The 24,377-nt window shown below is 56.4% G+C and carries 23 protein-coding genes; 8 read left to right on the top strand and 15 right to left on the bottom strand.

Annotation, left to right across the window (positions count from 1 at the left end; genetic code table 11):
- Positions 1–5: 5 nt before the first annotated feature.
- Both ACSC94_RS11635 and der read left to right on the top strand, forming a co-directional pair.
- Complete coding sequence (locus ACSC94_RS11635; RefSeq protein WP_435641004.1) at positions 6–1,328, top strand: PQQ-binding-like beta-propeller repeat protein; 1,323 nt, start codon at positions 6–8, stop codon at positions 1,326–1,328.
- Positions 1,328–2,755, top strand: a complete 1,428-nt coding sequence (gene der / locus ACSC94_RS11630) for a ribosome biogenesis GTPase Der (protein WP_435641003.1) — start codon at positions 1,328–1,330, stop codon at positions 2,753–2,755. The genes ACSC94_RS11635 and der overlap by 1 nt, the downstream gene beginning before the upstream one ends.
- A 9-nt stretch (positions 2,756–2,764) precedes the next feature.
- Here der and ACSC94_RS11625 read toward each other — a convergent pair whose 3' ends face one another.
- From ACSC94_RS11625 to radA, 7 genes are all read right to left on the bottom strand, one after another.
- Positions 2,765–4,027 (bottom strand): hypothetical protein, encoded by a 1,263-nt coding sequence (locus tag ACSC94_RS11625; RefSeq protein ID WP_435641002.1) that lies wholly within the window; start codon positions 4,025–4,027, stop codon positions 2,765–2,767.
- The gene (locus ACSC94_RS11620; protein ID WP_435641001.1) at positions 4,028–5,290 is read right to left on the bottom strand and encodes a hypothetical protein; all 1,263 of its coding nucleotides are present in this window, start codon (positions 5,288–5,290) and stop codon (positions 4,028–4,030) included. It lies immediately after the preceding gene.
- Positions 5,291–5,299: 9 nt separating this feature from the next.
- Positions 5,300–6,529, bottom strand: a complete 1,230-nt coding sequence (locus ACSC94_RS11615) for a hypothetical protein (RefSeq protein ID WP_435641000.1) — start codon at positions 6,527–6,529, stop codon at positions 5,300–5,302.
- 290 nt (positions 6,530–6,819) lie between these two features.
- Positions 6,820–7,110 (bottom strand): hypothetical protein, encoded by a 291-nt coding sequence (locus ACSC94_RS11610; RefSeq protein ID WP_435640999.1) that lies wholly within the window; start codon positions 7,108–7,110, stop codon positions 6,820–6,822.
- Between the two features lie 100 nt (positions 7,111–7,210).
- Entirely contained in the window at positions 7,211–7,918 is a 708-nt protein-coding gene (locus ACSC94_RS11605) for an SDR family NAD(P)-dependent oxidoreductase (RefSeq protein WP_435640998.1), read from the bottom strand.
- Between the two features lie 4 nt (positions 7,919–7,922).
- Positions 7,923–8,678: a CvpA family protein gene (locus tag ACSC94_RS11600; protein WP_435640997.1), complete on the bottom strand. Its 756-nt coding sequence runs from the start codon at positions 8,676–8,678 to the stop codon at positions 7,923–7,925.
- Between the two features lie 103 nt (positions 8,679–8,781).
- Complete coding sequence (radA, locus tag ACSC94_RS11595; protein ID WP_435640996.1) at positions 8,782–10,227, bottom strand: DNA repair protein RadA; 1,446 nt, start codon at positions 10,225–10,227, stop codon at positions 8,782–8,784.
- A 255-nt stretch (positions 10,228–10,482) separates the two neighbouring features.
- Here radA and ACSC94_RS11590 point away from each other — a divergent pair, with 255 nt between their 5' ends.
- On the top strand, positions 10,483–11,415 hold the full coding sequence (locus tag ACSC94_RS11590; RefSeq protein ID WP_435640995.1) for a metallophosphoesterase: 933 nt from the start codon (positions 10,483–10,485) through the stop codon (positions 11,413–11,415).
- 256 nt (positions 11,416–11,671) lie between these two features.
- Here ACSC94_RS11590 and ACSC94_RS11585 read toward each other — a convergent pair whose 3' ends face one another.
- Positions 11,672–13,312: a heparinase II/III family protein gene (locus tag ACSC94_RS11585; RefSeq protein WP_435640994.1), complete on the bottom strand. Its 1,641-nt coding sequence runs from the start codon at positions 13,310–13,312 to the stop codon at positions 11,672–11,674.
- 32 nt (positions 13,313–13,344) lie between these two features.
- Positions 13,345–14,007: a ribulose-phosphate 3-epimerase gene (rpe, locus tag ACSC94_RS11580; protein ID WP_435640993.1), complete on the bottom strand. Its 663-nt coding sequence runs from the start codon at positions 14,005–14,007 to the stop codon at positions 13,345–13,347.
- A 263-nt stretch (positions 14,008–14,270) separates the two neighbouring features.
- Between rpe and ACSC94_RS11575 the strand changes: the two genes are divergently transcribed.
- Positions 14,271–15,278: a DUF6782 family putative metallopeptidase gene (locus ACSC94_RS11575; RefSeq protein ID WP_435640992.1), complete on the top strand. Its 1,008-nt coding sequence runs from the start codon at positions 14,271–14,273 to the stop codon at positions 15,276–15,278.
- 131 nt (positions 15,279–15,409) lie between these two features.
- On the top strand, positions 15,410–16,495 hold the full coding sequence (locus tag ACSC94_RS11570; protein ID WP_435640991.1) for a DUF6782 family putative metallopeptidase: 1,086 nt from the start codon (positions 15,410–15,412) through the stop codon (positions 16,493–16,495).
- Here the strand turns inward: ACSC94_RS11570 and ACSC94_RS11565 are convergent.
- Positions 16,492–17,049 carry an NUDIX hydrolase gene (locus ACSC94_RS11565; RefSeq protein ID WP_435640990.1) on the bottom strand — a complete coding sequence of 186 codons (558 nt, stop codon included), beginning with the start codon at positions 17,047–17,049 and terminating at the stop codon, positions 16,492–16,494. The two genes, ACSC94_RS11570 and ACSC94_RS11565, sit on opposite strands and share 4 nt — an antisense overlap.
- A 5-nt stretch (positions 17,050–17,054) precedes the next feature.
- Positions 17,055–17,339 carry a chorismate mutase gene (locus tag ACSC94_RS11560; protein WP_435640989.1) on the bottom strand — a complete coding sequence of 95 codons (285 nt, stop codon included), beginning with the start codon at positions 17,337–17,339 and terminating at the stop codon, positions 17,055–17,057.
- A 189-nt stretch (positions 17,340–17,528) separates the two neighbouring features.
- Here ACSC94_RS11560 and typA point away from each other — a divergent pair, with 189 nt between their 5' ends.
- The gene (typA, locus tag ACSC94_RS11555) at positions 17,529–19,373 is read left to right on the top strand and encodes a translational GTPase TypA (RefSeq protein ID WP_435640988.1); all 1,845 of its coding nucleotides are present in this window, start codon (positions 17,529–17,531) and stop codon (positions 19,371–19,373) included.
- Between the two features lie 179 nt (positions 19,374–19,552).
- On the opposite strand, the gene ACSC94_RS11550 is transcribed toward typA, so the two are convergent.
- A complete protein-coding gene (locus tag ACSC94_RS11550) occupies positions 19,553–20,110 on the bottom strand; it encodes a hypothetical protein (RefSeq protein ID WP_435640987.1) in 558 nt (185 codons plus the stop codon).
- Positions 20,111–20,384: 274 nt separating this feature from the next.
- On the opposite strand from ACSC94_RS11550, the gene ACSC94_RS11545 reads away from it, so the two are divergent.
- On the top strand, positions 20,385–20,678 hold the full coding sequence (locus tag ACSC94_RS11545) for a hypothetical protein (RefSeq protein WP_435640986.1): 294 nt from the start codon (positions 20,385–20,387) through the stop codon (positions 20,676–20,678).
- 34 nt (positions 20,679–20,712) lie between these two features.
- On the opposite strand, the gene rimO is transcribed toward ACSC94_RS11545, so the two are convergent.
- Both rimO and ACSC94_RS11535 read right to left on the bottom strand, forming a co-directional pair.
- Entirely contained in the window at positions 20,713–22,044 is a 1,332-nt protein-coding gene (gene rimO, locus ACSC94_RS11540; protein WP_435640985.1) for a 30S ribosomal protein S12 methylthiotransferase RimO, read from the bottom strand.
- Positions 22,045–22,118: 74 nt separating this feature from the next.
- Positions 22,119–22,367, bottom strand: coding sequence for a DUF6356 family protein (locus ACSC94_RS11535; RefSeq protein ID WP_435640984.1), 249 nt, complete (start codon positions 22,365–22,367; stop codon positions 22,119–22,121).
- Between the two features lie 104 nt (positions 22,368–22,471).
- Here ACSC94_RS11535 and ACSC94_RS11530 point away from each other — a divergent pair, with 104 nt between their 5' ends.
- Positions 22,472–23,662 carry an MFS transporter gene (locus tag ACSC94_RS11530; protein WP_435640983.1) on the top strand — a complete coding sequence of 397 codons (1,191 nt, stop codon included), beginning with the start codon at positions 22,472–22,474 and terminating at the stop codon, positions 23,660–23,662.
- Here the strand turns inward: ACSC94_RS11530 and ACSC94_RS11525 are convergent.
- On the bottom strand, positions 23,659–24,333 hold the full coding sequence (locus ACSC94_RS11525; protein WP_435640982.1) for a hypothetical protein: 675 nt from the start codon (positions 24,331–24,333) through the stop codon (positions 23,659–23,661). The genes ACSC94_RS11530 and ACSC94_RS11525 overlap by 4 nt on opposite strands.
- Between the last annotated feature and the right edge of the window lie 44 nt (positions 24,334–24,377).

The raw sequence follows: 24,377 nt of genomic DNA, 5'->3' as shown, positions 1-24,377 counted from the left end.
AAACCATGAAACGTTTTTCACTGCACCTTCTGCTGCTGGGCACGGCCCTGACCTTGGCCGCATGCGGATCGTCGGATGACAAGGCCCCGCTGCCCGGCACACGGATTTCCGTTTTGGAAATGCAGCGTGCGCTGGAGCCCGATGACATTGCATTGAACGCGCAGGGCTTCATTGCCCCGCAAGCGTGGAAGAACGAATTCTGGCCGCAGACAGGCGGATACCCGAACCACGCCATGCAGCATTTATCCCTCAGCGAAGGCATGCTGAAAAAAACATGGAACACCAATATCGGTGATGGCGGCAATGACCGCCTGCCGCTGGTGTCGCAACCGGTTGTGATTGATGGCCGGATTTACACGATTGATACACGCGCGGAAATGTCCGCCTTTGACGTGACGAATGGCAAGCGCCTGTGGTCCGTTGATCTCGCGCCGGAAACCGAAGAAGGCGAACCGGTGATTGCTGGCGGCATCGCCTATTCCCAAGGCCAATTGTTCGTCACCAACGGCTATGCCGAAATTCTGGTCATGAACCCAAAGGATGGCACGATCGCATGGCGCAAGCCGTTGCCCGCCCCGTCCCGCGCCGCGCCGACCGTGATGGATGGCCGCGTGTTCGTGATGACGATGGATAACAAATTGCTGGCCCTGAACACCACCGATGGCGCGTTGCTGTGGGAATTTTCCGGTCTGGCCGAAACCACCGGCCTGCTGGGCGCCGCCAGCCCGGCCGCCAGCCGTGAAATGGTTGTGCCCGCCTTCTCCTCCGGTGAAATCTTCGCCCTGCGCGTTGAAAACGGCTCCGTCGCTTGGACGGATAATTTGACCTCCTTCCGCCGCACGGGCGGCCTGTCCGGTCTGGCGGCCATTCGTGGCCTGCCGGTTCTGGACAAGGGCATGGTCATTGCCGTGTCCTATGGCGGGCGCATTGCCGCGATTGATGAACGCACGGGCGCGCGCGTCTGGCAACGCGACATTCCGGGGTCGGAAACGCCGTGGGTTGCGGGCAACCACGTCTTCATGATCACCGCCAACAACGAATTGATTGGCATGAGCCGCGATTCCGGTGCCATTGCCTGGGTCAAACCCCTCCCAAAGTATGAGAACCCGGACAAACGCGAAAATCCGATCACCTGGACCGGCCCGGTTCTGGCCGGTGGGCGTTTGTTTGTGGCATCCAGCCACGGTTACGTGCTAGAGGTCAGCCCGGCCACCGGCGAAGGCGCCAGCGAATGGCGCACCGAAGGCCCCGTGCATATCGCCCCGATTGTTGCGGGCGATACACTTTACATCCTGTCTGATAACGGGACATTGGCGGCGTATAAGTAATGTTTACCCTCGTAATTATTGGCCGACCCAATGTCGGCAAATCGACCTTGTTCAACCGTCTGGCCCGCAAACAGATGGCGATTATCGACGACACCCCCGGCGTGACACGCGATTGGCGTGAGACGGAGGGCTGGTTGCTCGACAAGAAAATCCGCCTGATCGACACCGCCGGATTGGAAGAAGCGTTCGACGATTCCATGCGCGGCAAAATGCGCCGCCAGACCGAACTGGCGCTGGCCGAAGCCGACGCCGTCCTGTTTATGGTCGATGGCCGCAGCGGCATTACGCCGATGGACAAGCATTTCGCCAACTGGCTGCGCCGTCAGGACATTCCGACCGTTCTGGCCGTCAATAAATGCGAACATGAAAACGCCGCCGCCGCAGGATTGGCTGAGGCCTATGCCCTTGGGCTGGGCGAGCCGTTGCCCATGTCGGCCGCGCACGGATACGGGTTGGATGATCTGTACCACCTGCTGTCCCCGTATTTTGAGGAAGAGGCCGAAGTTGAAGATGCCGCTGCATCGTTCGGCCCGTCTTTGACCGACGAAGAAATCGACGCGCTGGAAGGCAACGAAGATTTCGACCTGAACACCCTGATGCCGGAGATCGACACCGATACGATCCCGCTGCGCGTGGCCTTCGTTGGCCGCCCGAACGTGGGTAAATCCACGTTGCTGAACGCGCTGTTGCAGGAAGAACGCGTGATGACCAGCCCCGAGGCCGGCACAACACGCGACGCCATCGCCGTGAAATGGACATACAAGGACCGCCTGTTCCGTCTGGTCGACACCGCCGGGATGCGCCGCAAGGCCCGCATTGACGACCGTCTGGAAAAAATGGCGGTGCAGGATTCTTTGCGCGCCATTCGTCTGGCCGAGGTTTGCGTTCTGGTTCTGGACGGCAACAACCTGATGGAAAAGCAGGATCTGGGCATCGCTGAACATATTATTGACGAGGGCCGCGCCTTGGTTCTGGCCATCAATAAATGGGACGCGGTTGAGGATAAAGCCGCCGCCATGAAACGGATCGAAGACCGCATCGAAGCGTCATTGGGCCAGTTGCGTGAAATTCCCGTCATCACCATTTCGGCGTTGAAGGGCAAAAATCTGGAACCGATGCTGGATCTGGTTTTACAGACGCACGCCGTATGGAACCGCCGCGTTCCGACATCACGCATGAACCGCTGGCTGCGCGGGATGGAAGAACAAAACCCGGCGCCGATGGCCAATGGTCGCCCGAACCGCCTGCGTTACATCACGCAGATCAAGGCCCGCCCGCCGACATTCGCGTTGTGGGTATCGCGCCCCGGCGATTTCCCGGATACGTATAAACGGTATTTGATTAACGGCCTGCGCCGTGATTTCGACATTCCGGGCGTTCCGGTGCGCGTGATGATCCGCACCAGTAAAAACCCGTACGTAGACTAAAAACGTCGATCACATCAGAGCAGGCGGCACCCTTGGCAGCGGCACTTTTGAGCCCGTCGCATTGCCGTCAATCTGGGGCGACAGCTTTTGATTCAAAACGTTGATTGACGTTTTGTACAAATCCTCAAACGACGCCACACGATCTTCGAACGTTTTGGGGAAATCGCGCACGGTTTCGGTGCAGAGCATGGAACTTTCGGCATCGGCAATCATCGCCTCGTCATACCCCATGCCGCGCATCAGCCCCTTGGCCTTGTCCAATGTGGTTTGCACATCGGTGCGGATATTGCCGTCCATATATTCTGCACCCACCCGCATCATGGACCGGACGCGGCGCGTCATTTGGAACACCTGCAAATCCGTGACCAGACGCTGCGCTTCCTTGCCAATCTCTTCTGGCAGAGCCGAACCGTCTTTTTTCAGGAAATCCACCGCGCGGTTCAGAACATCTTCCGTCAATGGCGTCGCGGATTTCATCGCGTTCTGGACGTAGCTTTCCGAAAATGCGGAATTCTGGAACTTTGTTTCGGCGATAAATTGCTCAGCCTTCCACGCGCCTTCGTTCCCGCCATTTTTGACCACGCGTCGTTCGGCAATCATGGCCGCACGGATCAGGAAGACCGCTTTGTGCAAGACATCCGTATCCTTTAACCGTTCGCTGAAATCGCTCCAGCGCAGGGGTTCCGCCCGGTCATTGAACAGATCATGGATAAAATTATTCACCCACACATCACGCAGGAACAATTGCCCGGACCGCACGCGATTGACCAGATCATCCATCTGCGCGGTGATTGTCCCGTCAAAGTTTCCTTCGGTCACAATTTCACCGTTTTCGGTTTCATGTAAACGTCCCACTTTATCCGGAACAAACCCTTCACGCAGGCAGAATTGAACAACATGTTCAAAGCCCAACACCTCTGGACCATCACCCAACGGCAACAAACCCATTTCTTCCGCCGCAAACTCATACGAAATCAATTTCTGGGCCGCGGCGACAAACGACACGGATTTATCCATCACCAATGTCTGCACATCACCAGATTTTTTCGTGTATTTAATCACGCGCCAGTCATTGGGCCCTTTGGCAATCGCCTTGTAAAACTCCTCATCCCCCTCCGGCATATTCGGATTGGCGTAGACAAGGGTCTGGAACCGCCGCCCATACCGCGCACCGGGCTGGTTTTCCGACACATCCGGCGTCGGCAGCGGCAAAGCCGGTGCTTCCGTTTGCTGCGCGGTCCCAAAGGGCCATAAATTTCTCAATCCACCCATCTATTTCGGCCCCCGCGCCTTGCTTGTCATTGCTGTATCCTGCAAATTGCACCGCTCTTCTGTGACCTGTTTCATACGGTCGTGCATTTGCGTTGAAAATTTTTGAATCGACTCGGGCACTTTATATTGCCTTACATGCGTCATCACCAATGCCTTGAATCTATCACCCAGAAACGGCCCAGCAATTTTTGACACCAAAGCCCCTTGGTTGATCTGTGCATAAAACGCCAGTAATTTTTCCACGGACTCCGCAGACTTTTTATCATCACTGCCCATTTCTGACGATAAAAGCTTATGCGCATCCTGAATAACGCCGAGTGATACCAATTCTTTTATAAATTGCTGGCACACCGCCCTGTCTTGTGAAGATAAATTTTCATTTTCTTTCAGCGCCTTCATAGAGCCTTCATATAAAAGCGGGAAACGCTTGCCAAACTCACTTATGGACGAAATCCAAAAATAAACGGCGATCACCTCGGGCAAGCCAGCACTGTCAAAACAGCGCCTGTAATGATCCTTCCGCGCGCTGCCATTCAGGAAAAGGGTGTCATTCTTCGGCGACCATATCTCCTCAACCAGATCACGCACAGCATCGATCAGCCCAACAGCTTTTCTCAGCGATGCCTCATTAGAAATCGCCGCCTTTGTCCGATCGAACAATTCCGGCAGTTTGCTGGTAGATACATAGGCATCACTCAATGCAGCTCTGGCCAATGTTTTTTTCAAAACACCCTGCCCCCGTGCGGCATTCAAATCATCCATAACCGCCATCGGATATGTTTCGTTGATCACCGCTTGGCCGGCGATGGTTGGTTGCGGCACGCCATGCACGTCGAATACAATGTCATGCAACATGGCCAGTTTATAAAAATGATCCTGCCCCAATTGATCCTTGCTGGGGCCGACGGGGTCCTCATCCTGTGCAAATTCAAACCGTGCCAGATGGGCCAACGCATCAAAAAAACCAATTCCGCCCTTGGCCAGTGTCGTTTTCATTGACGGCGTTGTCACGGGCATGACGTTTGATACCAATTGCACTGGCGATTCCACGACACGCTGGACCAGCCATTGATCCATTTCAACATTCGTGGCCACGGCACGGTAATATTCCGTTTCGCCATCAATCTGCGTCGGAAACGCCAGGGTCCGGCACGTCGCGCCATACCGCGCCCGCTGAAAATCGGCAACCAACGTGCGCCGCAGATCACTTTCTGCGGGTGGCAGGGCCTGATTTTGCTTTTTATCGCGACCAAAGGACCACATATCTTTACCTTAAATCCATTCCCGGGTGCCGCCGCGCGGTACACGCGTTACTTTTAAGATCGAGGCATTCGCTTCCACCTCCATTTCGCTGCGCCGTTTTTCAAGACTGGCCGCAAATTCAACAAAGTGACGGGGAACCTCAGTCATGACCGGTGTTGACTCAACCAGCAGGGAAAGCTTCTCATTTAAAGTTTTTTCATCTTTTTCCCAACGCCCTCTTTCTATCTTCTCTTTAAGCGTATCCCCCGGCCGCCAGCCAAGATTAATAATGGCGTGATGCCACATAAACTCCTTTAACTTTTGGGGGAACTCCATTCCTTCATGCGCCCCCATGGCACCCAACATGGACACAGCATCCTGAACCAGAGCAAAAGTCGAAATTTCTTTTACAAATTCAAGCAACACCGCTCTCGACTCTGGCGAGATGAAATTCCCCTGCATGTCATTCCAACATCTTGTGAAAAGACAAAAAACGCGATTTGAACTTGGAGCATATAGCATTGCATCAAAACCGTGCCGCATATTAAGGTGGTTATATAATTCGTTTTTTGTAAGATATTGCTCTTGCTTATGCGTCAAACAACGATTATCTGCCCCCATAACGGTTTGCAAAACATCAACCCACGCGTTTGCAATGGCTGAGACATGATGCGCCTCTTTGTAGTCTGTCAGGCCCCGTACAAGCGCATTCACCAAGCTCGGAGTTTTACTGCCCGTTGCATAGGCCTCATGCGCGGCCTTATAGGCCAGATCATTTTTAATTCCATCCGCATTGCGCGATGTTTTCAAATCGTCCAACGCTGTTGTGGCGTAATTCCCGCTGATCGCCACATGCCCGTTGAGCGTCGGTTGCGGCATACCTTTCAAGTCAAAGCTGATCAAGTGCAAAACGGCGAAGGCTTCGTAATGGTCATTGCCCAGTTCAGCGCGTGTCGGACCAACCGGGTCTTTCGCATATCCCGTTTCGGCCCGGGCCAGATATTCCACCGCGTGAAAAAAATCCAGACCCGTTTTAACAACGGATATTTGAGCATTGGATGTTTGCACCGGGTGCAAATCGGATTGCAATTGCACGGGCGATTCCACGATGCGCTGGATCATCCATTGGCTGCACGTCACATCGGTGGCCAGCGCACGGTAATATTCCGTCGCCCCCTCGACCACGTTCGGGAAGGCCCGCGTGCGGAACGTCACGCCATACCGCGCCCGCGCAAAATCCTGTAACAAGCGTTCACGCAATGATTTTTCATCGGATGGAGCGGCCGCGTCCGGCGCGGACAGGCGCGGCAGGGCCTGCCGGGCCGCATCATTATCGTTTGTTGCCGCTGCCCAGGGCAAAAAGGATTTCAAGCTGCGCATAATGGATAAAGCCCGCCCATAATTGTCATAAAAAAGATACGGAACAATGCCGTATTTTCCGTAACGATGCAAGGAATTTTGGGCCATGAAATAACCATTATAAAACAATGGTTTAAAACGAAAAAAGCCGGGCAAAACCCGGCTTTTTGTTCAATCTGGTCCGTGAAGGCCTATTGCGGGCCGGCGTTCAGCCCGTGGCGGATGGTGCGCCCCTGCGCTGCCAGCCAGATGCTGGCCCGGGCGGCGAAGACGCCGCCGATGGCAACGGCCTCCAACGGCAATATCGTCAATCCGGCCAGCATGGTCGCGGCCCCCAGCGCGCCTGTCAGGATCATACCCGGCTTGTGTACGCTGCTGGCCTGATCCGGCGTGGGCAGCAAAAAGCCATAGGCCACATCTTTTGGCGCATTCACAACGGCATCGAACAAACGGGGCAAAATCCCCTTGGCTGGTATTGTCATTTTCGTCTTCCCTATTCTTTTTAGATTTTCGATACACCTTTGTAGCCCCCGACACCGAGGGGAGCAAACAATACCGAAAAGCCATTGAAAAATATGGGTTTTACGCCGCTTTTACGCGCTGGCCATGGGTGCTAATGGCCGGGTCGGCCAGCGCCAGAAACGCATCCACGATATCCTCCGGCGGGGTGACGCTTTGCGGATCTTCGCCGGGATAGGCGGCGGCGCGCATTTTCGTGCGTACACGACCCGGGTCGATAATGTTGACGCGCAGGTTGGATTTTTCATTCTCCGCCGCGTAGGTCCGGGCCATCGCCTCCAGCCCCGCTTTGGATACGGCGTATGCACCCCAATAGGCGCGCGGCCCTTCCGCCGCACCAGAGGTGACGAAGATCGCACGGCCCGCGTCCGATGCGCGCAGCAGCGGATCGAGCGTGCGGACCAGACGGAAATTTGCGCTCAAGTTCAAACCGATCACACGGTCCCATTCTTTTGCCTCCGCATGCGGCAGCGGGCCGAGCGTGCCCAGCATCCCCGCATTGGCGACCAGAATATCACAACGGCCAAACCGTTCGGCCAGCGCCGGACCCAGCGTGTCCACCTTGTCAAAATCCAGCAGGTTGAGCGGGATCAAGGTCGCACGCCCACCCGCATTGCGGATTTCATCGTCCAACGCCTCCAACGCGCCGGTTGTACGCGCGACCAGAACAACGTGTGCCCCGGCGGCGGCAAAGCGGCGGGCCACCGCCGCGCCAATGCCACGGCTGGCCCCGGTGATAACGGCCACGCGTCCGGTTAAATCAACACTCATTCTTTTATTCCTGTGGTTCCGGTTGTACGTTTTCGATCAGTTGGTCCAGATCGTCGCGCTGTACAGGCTCATAGCCTTCGCTGGGTTCGTCCGGCGTGGCAATGGCTTCGGCACCATCCTGCACAGCCTCTTCAACATTCTGCATCTGCTCTTTCAAGGCATCCAGCGCATCGATACGTTCGCGCGCGTTCTCCATATCTTCACGCGTGCGGCCTGCGCCCTCGGCCAGTTTTTCGGCAGTGTCTTCGGGAATGAACGCGGCCATCCACGCGGCCAGACCTTCGATATAGACGGCGGAGCGGCTGTCCTTGAACCATTCATCGCGATCATCTTTGTCCACCATCAGATAGACCGGCAGATAGAGCAGCGCCAACAACACAGCCGCGCGCGCAATACCGAACACAACGCCCAGCGTGCGATCCACCGGGCCCAGACCAATTTTCTTGGCAAAGCCGCAGAGCAGATGGCTGACCACCGTCAAGGCGATGACAACGATCAGGAAGATCGAGGCATAGGCGCAAACCTGCGCCACAATATCCATAGGCACGATGTCGAACAATTTCGGCATATCCGCCGCCTCATCCGCAGGCACGCCGAACCAGCCATTGAAAGAGGGCCGCACCAGAGGGCCCAGCGCCACGGCCGCGACCAGACCGCCCACAACCCCGGCGATGGTCAGCACCTCGCGGATAAATCCGCGCAGGAAGGCGATAATGGCGGAAATGACGACGATAACGGCGACGGTGATGTCGATAAACATGATGGGGCGATTTTCCTTAAAACCCGTGAAATCCTGCCCCGATTGTCGGGGAAAGCGGGGGGAATTTCAAGGGAATTTGGGGGGCGTAAGGGCCAAAAAGCCCCTATCCCTGCGCATACTTAATGCCGCCACCCATTTCCCGTTTCATCTCGGAGAACAAATCGACGATATCCTGCACCTGCGCCAATTCATTCACGCGAATGGCCGGAGCGGTTTTGGCCGCCGCGTCAGAGGCCGGTGTTTTCTTCCGTTTCGGGATGCAGGCCTGACCGAAGCCCAGTTTGGCCGCTTCTTTCAACCGCACATCGGGTTGGGCCACTTGGCGCACTTCGCCACCCAGGCCAATTTCGCCGAACAGCACCATATCCGCCGGAACCGGCACGCCCGTCCATGAGCTGACCAACGCCGCCGCCACGGCCAGATCGGCCGCCGGTTCGGTCATGCGGATACCGCCCGCAATGTTCAGATAAATATCGGATGATGACAATTGCACGCCGCACCGTGCTTCCAATACGGCCAGCACCATGGCCAGACGGCTGGTATCCCACCCGATCACCGCGCGGCGCGCCGTGCCCAGTGCCGTGGGCGCGACCAAGGCCTGCACCTCGACCAAGACAGGCCGCGTGCCTTCCAATCCGGCCAGCACCGCACTGCCCGCGACATCCTGTTGCCGTTGCGCGAGGAACAGGGCCGATGGGTTTTCAACTTCGACCAATCCTTCGTTCGCCATTTCGAACACACCGATTTCGTCGGTGGGGCCGAAACGGTTTTTCACGGCGCGCAGGATGCGGAACTGGTGCGAGCGGTCGCCTTCGAAATACAGCACGGCATCGACCATGTGTTCCAACACGCGCGGGCCCGCGATTTGTCCGTCTTTCGTCACGTGACCGACGAACAGAATAATCACGCCGCGGCGTTTGGCCACGCGGATCAATTCCTGCGCACTGGTGCGCACTTGTGTCACCGTGCCCGGCGCGCTGTCGATCGTGTCGATATACATGGTTTGAATGGAATCAATGACGATCAGATCAACACCGGAGGCCGATGTATCCTCCATCGTCGCGACAATATCGCGCACGTTGGTGGCGGAGGCGAGTTCAACATTCGCCCCGTCCAGACCCAGACGGCTGGCGCGCAGGCGCACCTGATCCACCGCTTCTTCGCCGGAGACATACAGGCAGCGCGAGCCGCGCGCGCTGAGCGCACAGACCGCCTGCAACAACAATGTCGATTTGCCGATGCCCGGATCGCCGCCAATTAAAATGGCCGACCCCGGCACCATGCCACCGCCCGTCACGCGGTCATATTCGGCGATGCCCGTCACACGGCGGGGCAGTTTGTTGGCATCTTCACCCTTCAGATCGACCAGCGCCAGCGTGCGTCCCTTCTTCGACGCGCCCGCCCCGGCCCCCAGCCCCTTGGGCGTCGCGGCCTCGGCCACCTCCTCAGTAATGCAGTTCCATTCGTTGCAAGATTCGCATTTCCCGGCCCAGCGCGTGGTGACCGCGCCGCAGGATTGGCAAACGAAGGAGGAGCGAGATTTGGCCATGATGGGTTCCTTGGTGGTATTCGTTCATCGTCTGCCCCAAGGCTCCCTGTCATTCCCGCGAAAGCGGGAATCCAGAGCCACAGGGCCGGTTTTATCCCAGTCCCCTGGATTCCCGCTTTCGCGGGAATGACAAAGAAAGGATAGAATGATCCTGCCCGGAAAAAGCGAACAAATCAAGAACGATCAAAATGCCGGATAAACTTGACCCCCGTAAAATGCAACGATAGGCTTCTTGCCATATTCGAGGAGAGTGGATTGAGCCAAGGGTACGACATTATCGGTGATGTTCACGGGCGCGCCGACCATCTGGAACGGTTGCTGGATATTCTTGGCTATCAACACACAGCGTCATCCTTCATCCACCCGGAAGGCCGCAAGGTCATTTTCATCGGCGATCTGATTGATCGCGGATCGCAGGAGATGCGCACATTGCGCATCGTGCGTGACATGGTGGATACGGATAATGCCTACGCCATCATGGGCAATCACGAATTTAATGCCATCTGTTACGCCACGCGGGATGCAAACGGCGATTACATTCGCCCGCACACCAGCAAGAACAGGCAGCAGCACGACGATTTCCTGCGTGAATTTCCGATGGGCAGCGCGCAGCATACCGACACCATAGAATGGATGACGACCCTGCCGATCTATCTGGATTTGGGTCCGTTGCGTGTTGTTCACGCGTGCTGGAATGATGATTATATCGACACGCTGACCCCGCATCTGGATCACGGAAACCGCATCAATACAGGGCTTTTGAACGCCTATGCCCGCCGGATCGAGCCGATTTACACAGCGTTGGAAGAAACGCTTAAAGGACCATCGATCAAATTACCCGATGGCATGACCTTCAAAGACGCCATGGGCCATGAACGGGATGAAGCACGGCTGCAATGGTGGTCTGACCGGAACGCACAATTGGACAATCTTGTGGACCCGCGCGTGGCAACGATTCCCGAACAGCATCACGGAAAAATTCATCAGACCATCGCGTTGAAAAATGTTTTTAACGCGGTCAGCAAACCAACCTTCATCGGCCATTATTCACTGAACCAACCGTTGCGCCTGCTCTCGGATACGATCGTTGGCGTGGATTACCGCAAGCATCTGACAGCCTATCGCTGGGATGATGGCGAACCGTTGAGCGCCATGCGTTTTGTGCACGCGCCAGCTTATCGGCCCTGACACAATCCCCCCTCTCCCTCCGGGAGAGGGTTGGGGTGAGGGTACTGTGTCAAAGCTTGAATCAATATCAATTATTTGCGTCATTGCCCGGTTTATCCGGGCAATCCATAGGCGTGTATGGATCACCCGGATAAACCGGGTGATGACGGAATGTGGATGGTGGTGTGTGTCATTGAAAGTGTGGTGCCCTCACCCCGGCCCTCTCCCGGAGGGAGAGGGGGAAGGCCCGCCAAGCGCTTTCGCGCTAACCTATGAATCACGCGCCTTCGCGCTGTAGGGCCCACTTTATCTGGGTCAGGTCGGAACTCATCGTCGCCGTAATCACCAATTGCTTGGTTTTGCGCGGGCGGCAGCCTTGGCCCATGTAAATGGAATTTTCCAGACTGAGCACGCCACCGCCTTGCACGAAGCTCCATCCCGCACCGCCCGGCAGACGCAGCAAGGCTTCGGTTCCATCCTTGGTTAGCGACACGGTCACGCGCGGATGCAAATGGAAGCGGGCCACGACACCAATTTCACGGGTCAGGTTGGTGGCACAGGTCAGCGTTTCTTCCCCACGCAGATCATGCCCCTGTTCCGACAGATACAGGCGACGGCGGTGTGATACGCCGTTCAACGGCACATACCCATCATGCACCGCATCGATCAGGCAGGCATCGCCGGTGTCCTGGCGGTTCACCACAACACTGCGCGGGCGGCGGCCAAAATGGCCGTCTTTGCGAATTTCGGCGGCATTACGCCAGTCCAATGTCACGCTGTTATGCGCGGCGGTTCCGCGCAGCATGTTGCGCCATTCATCATCCACCGGGTTGGACCCGCAGGCCACGAAAATCCGTTCGCGGCCATAGCAGAATTCAAACGACAACGGTGCGGCATGGGCATCAATATCATGCGGATAGGGCGGCACGCGGCCCGTATCCACCATCAACACGGAACGGCCAACGCTGGCGCGTTCAAATCCAGTGTCCGGCAGTGAGCGCAGAATTTTCCCGCGCGCATTGGATTGCATCAACACGGCATCCACCAACGCGGTGTCACCTTCCTGCGCGCCGTTGAACAGGGCAAAGCCCTTGTCGCTGTAGCGCATAAAACGCAAGGCTTGCGACGCGCGATCAATGGTCGGCTGAATTTCATCCGGAACCGGGAACCCGCCCGCACGCAACGCGCCGCGCAGATCAATCAGAATGCGCAACACATCCAGCAGGACGACGGGCGAGCGGCTGACATGGCCGCCATCGCTCAAAATTTGGCGCGGCAATTCGCGGTCCAGCATGTCCAGCGCTTGTTCCAGCCAGTTTTCGTGCCCTTCGAAGCCGAGGCCCGCATAGGCCAGCCCCTTCATCGCGTGGAACGCGCCCATGCCCTCAACACCGCGGCCCATCAGGACGCGCGACAAATGGCGTCCCTGACGCACCAGCGATTCCAGCACCAGAGATTGAAAATCTTCGTCCGCGCTGCCGGCGTAGAAATCATACAGGGCGATCCATTGCGCCATGCGGCGTCCGGTGATGGCGGCATCCCATGCGCTGTCGTGCCAATGGCCGCATTGTTCGATCCAGCTTTCGATCATCACGCGGGCCTGAAGCCGCGCGGCGTCACCGCCCAGCGCACGCAAATCGCGCAGCCATTCAAAGCCGTGAATATGCGCGGTCCATACCGCGCTGCATCCGGACGGAGCCCAATCACCCTGCGTCACCGGGAATTGTTCGCCGTGCAATGTGAAGATGCCGTTGCACAGGAAGCGCCCAGCCGCAGCATCACCCGGCCACGGGTCCGCCGGCTTTACGATCAGATGTTCGGGAACGGTACCATTCAGGGTCCAGCGATAAAGCGCGCTGTTATACGTGGCGGAATGCACACGGTGTTTAATTTTATGAATGATATTCAGATTCATCATGAACTTCAGAAAACCTTGAAAACGCCCAGCTTTTAACCACGTAACGCGGCAATATTCGCCGCATATTGGCCCGCACCCCCACTAAACACCGCCGTCCCCGCCACCAGAACATTCGCCCCGGCGGCAATCACGTCGCGTGCGGTTTGGGGATTGATTCCCCCGTCCACTTCCAGGTCAATGTCGCGACCCGATGTGGCAATTTTTTGACGCACAGAACGAATTTTATCGGCCAGCGGGATATAAGCCTGCCCGCCAAAGCCCGGATTAACCGTCATCACCACAATCAAATCCACCAGATCCATCACATGGTCCAGCACATCGACCGGCGTTGCCGGGTTGAGCGCAAGGCCCGCGCGTTTGCCCAACGCCCGAATGGTTTGCAGGGAACGGTGGAAATGCGGTGACGCTTCCGGATGGATGGTGATGATATCGGCCCCGGCGGATGCAAAAGATTCCAGATACGGATCCGCGGGCGCGATCATCAAATGCACATCGAAAATCTTCTTTGAATGCGGGCGCAGCGCCTTCACCACATTCGGGCCGATGGTGATGTTGGGCACGAAATGGCCATCCATCACATCGACATGGATATAATCGGCCCCGGCGGCATCGATTGCGCGCACAGCCTCACCCAGCGCCGCAAAATCGGCGGACAGGATGGAGGGCGCAATGCGAATCGGGCTGGGGGCGGTCATAATTTCGAAAAAACCGTTTGGAAACCGGGGCTTATGGGGAAATGACGGGGCGCGGAACTGCATACGTCATAATTCAATGTATCAAAGAAATCAGGGGCTTTCACCACTTATCCTCACCCTGTGGGTAAAATTTCTTTGTGATTCCAACAGATTCCCCAAAGATTAACGTGACACCCCTTCGCAAACCTCTATCGTGGTTGCAGGCCGTTAGAGCTGCACGTTTTGCATAAAACAGAACGATGAAAGACAGGGATACCAAAACAATGACCACACAATCACGCAAGCGCCATACATGGCGGAGCATGGTCGCCGGATTAACCGCCAGCACCGCGTTGTTGCTGACCACATCGGCTCTGGCTGATGACACGTCCGCCGCCACCCCGCTTTATAATCCCGCCGCACCCGCGCAAACATTTCCCGCCCACGTCGCGGATCACGCCAAAAAATTCGACGGGCTGTGCGCCCCTGTGACTGGCCCCGGCCCCAGCCAATACGCCAACCGCCGCGTTCAGGCACTCAACACATTGATGGAAAAAACCCCGCTGGGCCGTCATGCCTGGGAACAGGCCGCAGGGTATGAAAAGGGTCCGGCGTGGATTTGCTTCACCCCGTCATCGGACATGTATGCGTTTTATTACACCGGCACGGGCGTTCTGGTTCTGAACAGCGACCTGCCCGAGGCGGAACATATTGCCGCCGTGCCGCATGAATTGCGTCATCTGGAACAGGAACGGCGCGGCTTCACTGCCGATGCACTGGGCATCATTGATGAAGATGACCGCCTGCACCTGCAACTGGCGAAGGAAGCCGATGCGGAAACATTCGCCACATTGACGTTGTGGGAACAGAAACAAGCGGGCAATTCGATCGGGTGGGATGCGCACAACAACACATCCCTCTGCCCCGATACGATGAACAATTGTTACGCCATGATTTCAAAAGCCTTCGAGGCCGCCGTAACGGCGGATCCGGATGCGATCAAAAACGGCACCGCTGCGCGCGCGGCCTTCCGCGAATGGTATGCTGATCTGGAATTGCTGGATCGGTATGAACGGCATCATTACGGGTACATGGGGCGCGCACAGCATGTATCGCCACGCGGCAGCGTTCCATCACACACGGTGCCATCGGATGATTTTGCCAAGGCGGTTACGGGACTGGGGTCCCTCGCCCCGTACGGGTTTGATTATCTGGGCGCGGATGTGGCGAAAATCCTGAAACAGGATTCCTACAGCACCGGGGAATATTACCGGAACGACCCGGCCCCATAAAAATCGCCCGATTTTAAGGGTTTTTTGCCCCGGAGCCCCCGGATCGGGCATAAAAAACTTGGCAGCGGTGCCCAAACCATGCTTTTGTTTTCATAACAAATAATAAGTGTGCAGGAACAGGGACCAAGCCCATGCGTTTATCCAGCCTTTATAACCGCGACACCGCCCCCCAAAACCACGGGTCATCCACCATGATGACACGGGCGCGCTCTGTGCTGCTGGGGTCGGCGCTGGCGATTGGCGCGCTTGGTCTGGGCGGATGCTCCAGCGTATCCAATGTTATCCAACCGATGTTGCCCGATTCAATGAAGAGTGAGCCAAAGGTGACGGTGGACGCCGAACCCACGCGATACGATCCGTCCGCCAAGATGCTGACGCCGCCGCGCAACCTCAACCGTTTTCTGTCGAAAACCGACGGCCAGTGCGCGCCCGTCACCGGCCCCGGCCCCAACGATTACGCCAACGATAAAGTGTACGATATCTATACAATCCTCAGCCAATCCGCGATTGGCCGCGACCAATGGGCCAACGCCGCCCAATACAAGACCGGCCCGGCATGGATTTGCTTTAACAAAAACATGCGCGGCCATGGCGCGTATTATCAGGGCGAAGGCGTTCTGATTTTGAATGACCGCTCCACGATGGCCGCACAGATTGCCGCCGCATCGCATGAACTGGCGCACTTGACGCAAGAGCTGGAGGGACTGACCCCTTATGCCCTGCGCAACGATCTGGATGAAGAGGGATTGTTGCACCTGTTCTTCGCACAGGAAGCCGCGGCGGAAGCCCTGTCCGTTCAGGCCCTGTGGGAAATGAAGAAAAACGGATTTTCCGGCCCGTGGCAAGGACACAACACGACCAAAGGATGCAGCAGCACGCCGGGCATTTGTTACAAATCGGTCTCCGATGCCTTTGCCCGTGTCGCCAATGATAACCCGGACAATGTCACCAACGGTGCCGCGATGCGCGCCGCCGTGTATGCGTGGTACAACCACCCGGTGACCGTTTCCACTTATCGTTCCATGTTCTTCCGCGATTCCGGATTTGCCCCGTTTAAGGCCAGCAAAATTCCCGGATATGCCGATAACGAAATTCTGGGGCGTCTGGGCGAAGTGCCCACCTACCAGATCAACTTCATCGAAGATGCGGGCGGATTGCGCAATATCCTGTTACAGGAATCACCGCGCAAAGCGGCCTTTCCGTCATACAAGCCCTAAGCCAGCGCACGCCACTTGCCCAACATCCGCGCCACCGACCCCGGCCCGGTGAGCGCAATGGCGTCGTCATAATTGCACCAGCGCATATCCAGCGATTCATCACTGAGCGTGAAGCGTTCATCATCCGTCGTCAGGCGAAAGATAAACCGCACATCGTAATGCAGATGCGCAGGCTCACCACGTTTGGCGCTGTAGGGGATCGGGTGAATATCCAGATCGAAGATGCCATCAATCACGTGTTCAAACGCGCTGAACCCGGATTCTTCGACCAGCTCGCGCGCGGCGACATCCAGCAAATCGGCACTGCCATCCGCATGCCCGCCAAATTGCAGCCAGAAATTTAACGCCCGGTGATGGTTCAGCAACACCCGCGCCCCATCCCGGCTGATCAGCAACGCCGATCCGGTGAAATGCCCCGGCAAATGGGTGCGGTCAAAACACGGCACCCCGGACGCCAAAAAAGCCAGCATCGCATCGCGGTCGGTGGCTTCCTTGTCATCAATCGGGGTGTGGGCGTTCAGCGCAGCCCGCAGATCAAAAGGCAGATCGAACATAAAAATCACGCGGCCTTATCGGCTTTGATCTGTTCTTCCAGATCGCAACTCCATTGGATCAGCATGGCATAAAGCGCACGGACCAGATCGGGGTCCAGCCCCTTCTCCGCCGCGCGGGCGGCATTGCGCTCGCGCACCTGATCCACCCGGTCTTGCAGGATGGCCGGGATGCCTTCGCGGGCCTTCAAATGACCAACTTCGGCAATGATTCCAGCACGTTCGACCAACAGATCGACGATTTTATCATCCAGCGCGTCAATCCGGGCGCGGTAGGGTTTCAAGAGTTCCATGACCTTCATCCTTTGGCTTGATTTCAGGCGGATCTTAGCGATTTTTGCCCCCGGCGGAACCCCGTCCATGGAAAATGCGATATTAAACCCCTGAAACACGCGGAAACTGGCTTTTTTTATGGCATTCTCGGCCTATTTCCTGTACACAGCAGCCAGTTTTTCGCAATCGCAACAATAGGTTTAGAGTTTATGACGTTCGTCCAGAATCTTCGCAACATCGCCATTATCGCCCACGTTGACCATGGCAAAACCACTTTGGTGGACAACATCCTGAAACAATCCGGTACGTTCCGCGACAACCAACAGGTTGCCGAACGCGCCATGGACTCCAACGATCTGGAGAAAGAACGCGGCATTACCATTCTGGCAAAATGCACCGCGGTGCAGTGGAAAGATGTTCGCGTGAACGTTATCGACACGCCGGGCCACGCCGATTTCGGCGGTGAAGTTGAGCGGATCATGAACATGGCCGACGGCGTTTTGCTGCTGGTTGATGCTGCTGAATCCGTTTTGCCGCAAACCAAATTCGTTCTGGGCAAAGCCCTGAAAAAAGGGTTGCGCCCGATTGTTGTGATTAACAAGATTGACCGCCCGGACGGTCGCCCGGACGAAGTTCTGGAAGAAGTATTCGACTTGTTCGTCGCGCTGGACGCCGCACCGGAACAATTGGATTTCCCGGTTGTGTATGCGTCGGGCCGTGATGGCTGGGCTTCCATGGAACTGGACGGCGCACGCGAAAACCTGTCCCCGTTGATGGATTTGATCGTGTCCCACGTTCCGGCCCCTGGCCTGGAAGTGGATGCACCGTTTACGATGCTGGCCACCCTGCTGGACCGCGACCCGTATCTGGGCCGCGTTCTGACCGGTCGCGTTACATCGGGCCGCGCCAAGGTGAACATGGCCGTTAAAGCCATGAGCCTGGACGGCAAACAAGTTGAAAACTTCCGCCTGACCAAATTGCTGTCCTACAAAGGTCTGCAACGCGTTCCGGTGGACGTGGTCGAAGCTGGCGACATTATCTGCATCGCCGGGATGGTGAACGCATCGGTATCCGATACGATTTGCGACCCGTCCGTGACCAACCCGGTTCCGTCGACCCCGGTTGATCCCCCGACAATGTCCATCACCCTGACCGTCAACGATTCCCCGTATGCGGGCACCGAGGGCAAGAAACTGACCTCGACCATGATCCGTGACCGTCTGATGGCCGAAGCCGAAACCAACGTGGCCATCCGCGTGAGCGAAAGCGCGAACAAGGATGCGTTCGAAGTGGCGGGCCGCGGTGAATTGCAATTGGGCGTGTTGATCGAAAACATGCGCCGTGAAGGGTTCGAATTGTCCGTATCCCGCCCGCGCGTTTTGTTCAAGAAAGACGACACCGGCCAATTGACCGAACCGTATGAAGAAGTCTTCATCGATGTGGACGAGGAATATACCGGTGCGGTTGTTGAAAAAATGACCCTGCGTAAAGCGGAAATGACCGACATGCGCCCGAGCGGCGCGGGCAAGACCCGTATTACGTTCCTGGCACCGTCCCGCGGTTTGATCGGGTATCAGGGCCAGTTCCTGACCGATACGCGTGGTACGGGCGTGATGAACCGCCTGTTCCACTCCTATGGCCCGTACAAGGGTGAGATGGGTGGCCGTCGCAACGGTGCCCTGATCTCCACGGACAAGGGTGATGCCGTGGCTTACGCCATTTTCAACCTGCAGGATCGTGGATCGATGTTTATCGGCCATGGCGACAAAGTGTACCAAGGCATGATCGTCGGCGAAAACAGCCGCGATAACGATCTGGACATCAACGTGCTGAAGGGCAAGAAATTGACCAACATGCGCGCCAGCGGTTCGGACGAAGCCGTCACACTGGTTCCGCCGCGGAAGATGAGCCTGGAAGACATGATCGCGTACATCAACGATGATGAACTGGTCGAAGTCACACCGCAGTCACTGCGTCTGCGCAAAAAGCACCTCTCGCCGAACGACCGCGAGATCGCGAAAAAGAAATCCGCGAAGGAATCCCTGAGCGCGTAAGTGCGAACAAACATAGCAAGCGTGTAAATAATCACGCTATAGCGTAGACCTAGCAAAAGGGGCAGTCGGAAACGACCGCCCCTTTTTAGCATCCCCGCGAAAGCGGGGATCCATCCGTCCACCACCAAAAATGGATCCCCGCTTTCGCGGGGATGCCACAGGAGGATATGGATGAAACCTTACTGGTTATACAGATAGGATTCCGCGACTTCGGGGCGCAGGGCGACCTCGTATCCGCGTTTCCATTCACTCAGTTCGATCACACGGGACCGATCGCTGTCCAGTTGCCAGAACCCCATTTCAATGAAGTCCCGGGGGGACAGGCCGCGCGAGTCCTTAGCAAACCGATCCAGCATTGATTTCTCAATGAAACTTTCCTGGCTCAGTTTTTCCATGTCGTCGATGATACCGTCATCATTATAATCGAAATACAACACCGTGCCGCGTTCCATCGGAATGTAGGTCAGCACATTGCGTTTATCGAATTCGACGTTATCAATGACGCCATTGCCGTCGCCGTCAAAGCTGACGAACAGACGTTCACCCACTTCGTCACGCGACAATATACCGTCCTTGTTGGTGTCAAAGGCACCGAAATTCACGACGGTCGTGTTGGGCAGATCGATCTGCTTGACGTATGTGTCACGCATCACGGTTTCCGCCCCAACCGGCATTGCGCCCAACCCAAGAGCCAGAACAGAACCGGTCAGCAATATTCTACGCATCAAATTTTTCATGTGGAGCCTCCATCGACTTCTTTCATGGTGTTTTCGTTTGCAAACAAAACACCCCACCCAGTACAGGAGACAGGCCTGCCGTCGGCCCGAACTAATCCGGGGCACGACAAACAGGCCTCGCCCCCTTGTCTAATAAAGGAGGTCGCCCCGCAGCCTTTTCAACCCCTGAAGCAAAAAAACATTGCTTTTCAATGCCTTAATTTGGCCACCTTGCCGCCTTTTACGGGACTTGTTATGGTTTGGCATCGCATTATAAAAAACAGGGATTTTCACGATGACGCACAATTTGAAACCAGCCTTTGATCTGGTCGACATCCAAAACCGGATTTCCGAATTGAAACGCCAGATGCACCCCCTGCTATCCAGCCCGGTCCGCAATGACCGCATCATGCTGAACCACGAAACGGGTGGTTTTTACCTGCGCAGTGATGTTGAAAAGAACGGCATGGACAATGCCAGCGCTCTGGGCCGCATCGACCTGAAAACCGAATATGGCGTTTTCAAAACAGCGGCGAAGCAGGTGCAGAGCCAGAAGATTGAGCGGGCGTTAAGCCTGATCCCAAGATAAATAAAAAGCCCCGGATCAACCGGGGCTTTTTTATTTATTCGACAACGACGCCGTATAAATCATACGCGTCCGCATCTTCCACCAAGACACTGACATAATCGCCCTGTTTCACATCAGATGGAACGTCGCGCAGGAAGACTTTGCCGTCGATTTCCGGGGCGTCGGCCATGGAGCGGGCGTCGGCGCCGCCTTCGCCATCGACGTCGTCAATAATACATTGAACGATGGTGTCGATCTTGGCTTCGGATTTTGCGGCGCTGATGTCTTGTTGCACCTGCATGAAGCGGTCGTAGCGTTCCTGTTTTAATTCTTCGGGAACGGCGCCGTCGATATCATTGGCTTTTGCACCCTGCACCGCTTCGTATTTGAAGCATCCGGCGCGATCGATTTTTGCGTCCTTCATGAAATCCAGCAACATCTGGAAGTCGGATTCCGTTTCGCCGGGGAAGCCGACGATGAAGGTGGAGCGGAGCGTCAGATCCGGCACCTGTTTGCGCCAGTTGCTGATGCGGTCGGCGATTTTGTCGACGTTGCCGGGGCGTTTCATCGCTTTCAGCACATTCGGGCTGGCGTGTTGGAACGGAATATCCAGATAGGGCAGGATTTTCCCATCGGCCATCAGCGGGATAACATCATCCACATGCGGATATGGGTAGACGTAATGCAAACGCACCCACACGCCCATATCGCCCAATGCCGCGCACAGATCATAGAATTTCGCGCGCACGCGGCCGCCCTTCCACGGGCTGTCGGCATATTTCAGGTCAACACCGTAGGCCGATGTATCCTGCGAAATGACCAGCAATTCCTTCACGCCCGCATTGACCAGCTTTTCCGCTTCGAACAACACGTGGTGGGCCGGGCGGCTGACCAGATCACCGCGCAAGGACGGGATGATGCAGAACGTGCAACGGTTGTTGCAGCCTTCGGAAATTTTCAAATACGCGTAGTGACGCGGCGTCAGCTTCAGACCCGCTTCCGGGACCAGATCGACATACGGGTCATGCACCGGGGCGACCACGTCATGCACCGCGCTCACAACATCTTCATATTGTTGCGGGCCGGTCACAGCCATGACCTTCGGGTGAATTTTGGTAATGGATTCCGGTTCGGCACCCATGCAGCCGGTGACGATGACCTTGCCGTTTTCTTTCAGCGCATCGCCAATGGCGGCCAGCGATTCTTCCTTCGCCGAGTCCAAGAACCCGCATGTGTTGACGATGACCACATCGGCCCCGTCATGGGTGGAGGAGAAATCATACCCCTCGGACCGGAGCTGCGTCATGATGCGTTCGGAATCCACCAGCGCCTTGGGGCAACCGAGGGAGACCATACCAACTGTGGGGGCTTTTTTGACCTGTTTCATGGGCGGAGATATACCCGAAACCGGGGGTAAAAAGCGAGATTTTTGTGATTTACACCCTATACCAAGGGCCGTTTTCAGCCGTTTTCGCCCTGTTTGCCCGCACATTTGGCCTGGCAATGCGCCCGGCGGGCGGCCATATCGGCGTTCAGGCGGTCCAGCATGCGGCTGCCCGTATGGGTGAACAGGAAGGGGAGAAGGCCATGAACCACGACCACAAAGGCGATCGCGACCAGCATCGCGCCGACTTTCAGCGTGAAAGCCAGATGTTCAAAATACCGTTCGTCCGCATCGTGCAGATGCCGTGTGAAGAATGAATCGCTCATGGCCGGGATTATAACTCCACTCGACAACCCGTTTGAATAGATTTTATCACCGAATATTCATTGCGCCGCACAAGCTCATTGTGATTTCATGAAGAATGGAAAAAATGGCCTCTGTTACAAACCGCAACATCCTGCTTCTGAACCTGCACAATATCGGGATCAGTGCGATTTTTATTCTGCCTGTCTTCCTGCTGTATTACCAAGACGTGATCGGTATTGGGTTTCGCGAGTTGATGATTGCGGAGGCGGTCTTCTCCGCCGTCGTTTTGTTGATGGAGGTTCCCAGCGGGTGGTTGTCCGATGTGTGGAAGCGCAAACATACCCTTATTCTGGGTTGCGCGATCAATATTTTTGGCTTTGCCCTGTTGTGGAATGCGGATTCGTTTCTGGATGCCTGCATCGCCCAAGGCTTACTGGGTGTTGGGGTCAGTTTGAATTCCGGGACGGTGCAGGCGTTTTTGTATGACACGCTGCTGGATCAGAGCCGCGAAGACGAATTTTCCAAACGCGAGGGCACGCGGTTTTCGTACGGGTTTTATTCCATCGCGGCGGCCAGCGCGGTGGGCGGATTCCTCTACGCCATCGACCCGCATCTGGCCATGGGCTTGACCGGATTTGGCTATGGGTTTGCCATTGTTTGCGCGGCCTTGCTGGTCGAGCCGGCACGGCATAAACGCGCGGCGGAAAAACACCCCATTGCCGATATGATCGAAACCATGCGCTATGCCCTGCACGGTCATCGCGAGGTGGCCATGTTGATCTTCGCCGGGGCGGTCATGTTCTGCGGCACGAAAGTGTTGTTATGGACGCAGCAGCCTTATTACATTGCCAATGATGTGCCTGCGGCATGGTTTGGCGTGTTGGGCGCGTGCGGTTTCCTGATCAGCGCGGTGGCCGGGCAATTCAGCCATATCCTGCCCGCGCATTGGCCCAACCGTTATGTTCTCGGCGGCCTGTTGGCGTTTGAGGTGTTGATCTGCGCCGTGGCCGGGATTTTTATCGGCTGGATTGGCGTTGTGCTGATCTTGTGCGGCTATCTGGTTTACGGTCTGGGCCAACCCCGGATGCAGGCCGCGTTGAACAAACGGGTGGACAGCACGCGGCGCGCGACCATTTTATCAACCGCCAGCCTGATGGTGCATGTCATGGCCATTCCCGCCATGACCATCTTCGGCATATTGGAGGAGCCCATCGGCATTGATGGCGCGTTGCTGGCGCTTGGCGGATTTATCGCATTGCTGGGCGGGCCGTTTATGATTGGCCTGATCCGGGCGGAAAAAAGGCTGGCGGCTTAAGCGGCCAGTTGTTGCTCTCTCGCATTGTCCTGTCGATCGGTCCAGATGGCCTCCACCGCCAGCCAGATCGACAGGGCCATGCAGAGATGCCACATGAAATGCATGCCATACGGGAACGACCAGCACAAAGCCCAGTCGAGCGAATAGAAAATCAACCCGACAAACAACACATAGGCCGCGCCCATCAGAAATTTGGCCTCGCGCATGCGCCCGCGTTGAATTTCAACAAACGCCAGAATAACCAGAAACAGCATCGCGGGCAGAAATGCGCCGCCATTTTGCAACATGAACGGCAACCCCAAATCCCGCCCCAGCATGGCGGACAACAGCATGATGACACCCACAATCACCGCATTGACGGGATGCCAGCGCAAAATTTGATGCGCCAAAATCATGGTCAGGATCGCCCCCATGACCAGTTGCGCCCCAATATCAATGGCGGCGGCAAATTGTTGCCCGGTGATATGCCACACCATGCCCGCAAACCCAACCACCGCCATCAGCATGGCCAGCAACGACAAGGACGTGCCGCGCCCGCGATCTTGCGACCACAGCAAGAACGCCCCGGCGACGAAGGCCAGGTTGGAGAGAATATTCAATGGCTGGGACACCCCGAAGAACGAGGCGGATTCACAGTAAACGTGATAAGGCAGATTAAAATCGAAATTCATGATCCATCATCATTGTCGCGTAAACCGATGCAGGGCACTGCATA

It is taken from the genome of Micavibrio aeruginosavorus (assembly GCF_051245535.1).
GTDB lineage: Bacteria > Pseudomonadota > Alphaproteobacteria > Micavibrionales > Micavibrionaceae > Micavibrio > Micavibrio aeruginosavorus_D.
This window is presented reverse-complemented; position numbering and strand designations above follow the sequence as displayed.

Coding starts and splice junctions, on each gene's coding strand:
- ACSC94_RS11620 (WP_435641001.1), bottom strand. CDS start 5,290: ATGTGGTCCTTTGGTCGCGATAAAAAGCAAAATCAGGCCCTGCCACCC.
- ACSC94_RS11600 (WP_435640997.1), bottom strand. CDS start 8,678: ATGTTTATCGACATCACCGTCGCCGTTATCGTCGTCATTTCCGCCATT.
- rimO (WP_435640985.1), bottom strand. CDS start 22,044: ATGAAACAGGTCAAAAAAGCCCCCACAGTTGGTATGGTCTCCCTCGGT.
- ACSC94_RS11530 (WP_435640983.1), top strand. CDS start 22,472: ATGGCCTCTGTTACAAACCGCAACATCCTGCTTCTGAACCTGCACAAT.
- ACSC94_RS11525 (WP_435640982.1), bottom strand. CDS start 24,333: ATGAATTTCGATTTTAATCTGCCTTATCACGTTTACTGTGAATCCGCC.
- ACSC94_RS11545 (WP_435640986.1), top strand. CDS start 20,385: ATGACGCACAATTTGAAACCAGCCTTTGATCTGGTCGACATCCAAAAC.
- ACSC94_RS11575 (WP_435640992.1), top strand. CDS start 14,271: ATGACCACACAATCACGCAAGCGCCATACATGGCGGAGCATGGTCGCC.
- der (WP_435641003.1), top strand. CDS start 1,328: ATGTTTACCCTCGTAATTATTGGCCGACCCAATGTCGGCAAATCGACC.
- ACSC94_RS11535 (WP_435640984.1), bottom strand. CDS start 22,367: ATGAGCGATTCATTCTTCACACGGCATCTGCACGATGCGGACGAACGG.
- ACSC94_RS11570 (WP_435640991.1), top strand. CDS start 15,410: ATGCGTTTATCCAGCCTTTATAACCGCGACACCGCCCCCCAAAACCAC.
- ACSC94_RS11635 (WP_435641004.1), top strand. CDS start 6: ATGAAACGTTTTTCACTGCACCTTCTGCTGCTGGGCACGGCCCTGACC.
- radA (WP_435640996.1), bottom strand. CDS start 10,227: ATGGCCAAATCTCGCTCCTCCTTCGTTTGCCAATCCTGCGGCGCGGTC.
- ACSC94_RS11625 (WP_435641002.1), bottom strand. CDS start 4,027: ATGGGTGGATTGAGAAATTTATGGCCCTTTGGGACCGCGCAGCAAACG.
- ACSC94_RS11610 (WP_435640999.1), bottom strand. CDS start 7,110: ATGACAATACCAGCCAAGGGGATTTTGCCCCGTTTGTTCGATGCCGTT.
- ACSC94_RS11585 (WP_435640994.1), bottom strand. CDS start 13,312: ATGATGAATCTGAATATCATTCATAAAATTAAACACCGTGTGCATTCC.
- ACSC94_RS11565 (WP_435640990.1), bottom strand. CDS start 17,049: ATGTTCGATCTGCCTTTTGATCTGCGGGCTGCGCTGAACGCCCACACC.
- ACSC94_RS11605 (WP_435640998.1), bottom strand. CDS start 7,918: ATGAGTGTTGATTTAACCGGACGCGTGGCCGTTATCACCGGGGCCAGC.
- ACSC94_RS11550 (WP_435640987.1), bottom strand. CDS start 20,110: ATGAAAAATTTGATGCGTAGAATATTGCTGACCGGTTCTGTTCTGGCT.
- ACSC94_RS11560 (WP_435640989.1), bottom strand. CDS start 17,339: ATGGAACTCTTGAAACCCTACCGCGCCCGGATTGACGCGCTGGATGAT.
- rpe (WP_435640993.1), bottom strand. CDS start 14,007: ATGACCGCCCCCAGCCCGATTCGCATTGCGCCCTCCATCCTGTCCGCC.
- typA (WP_435640988.1), top strand. CDS start 17,529: ATGACGTTCGTCCAGAATCTTCGCAACATCGCCATTATCGCCCACGTT.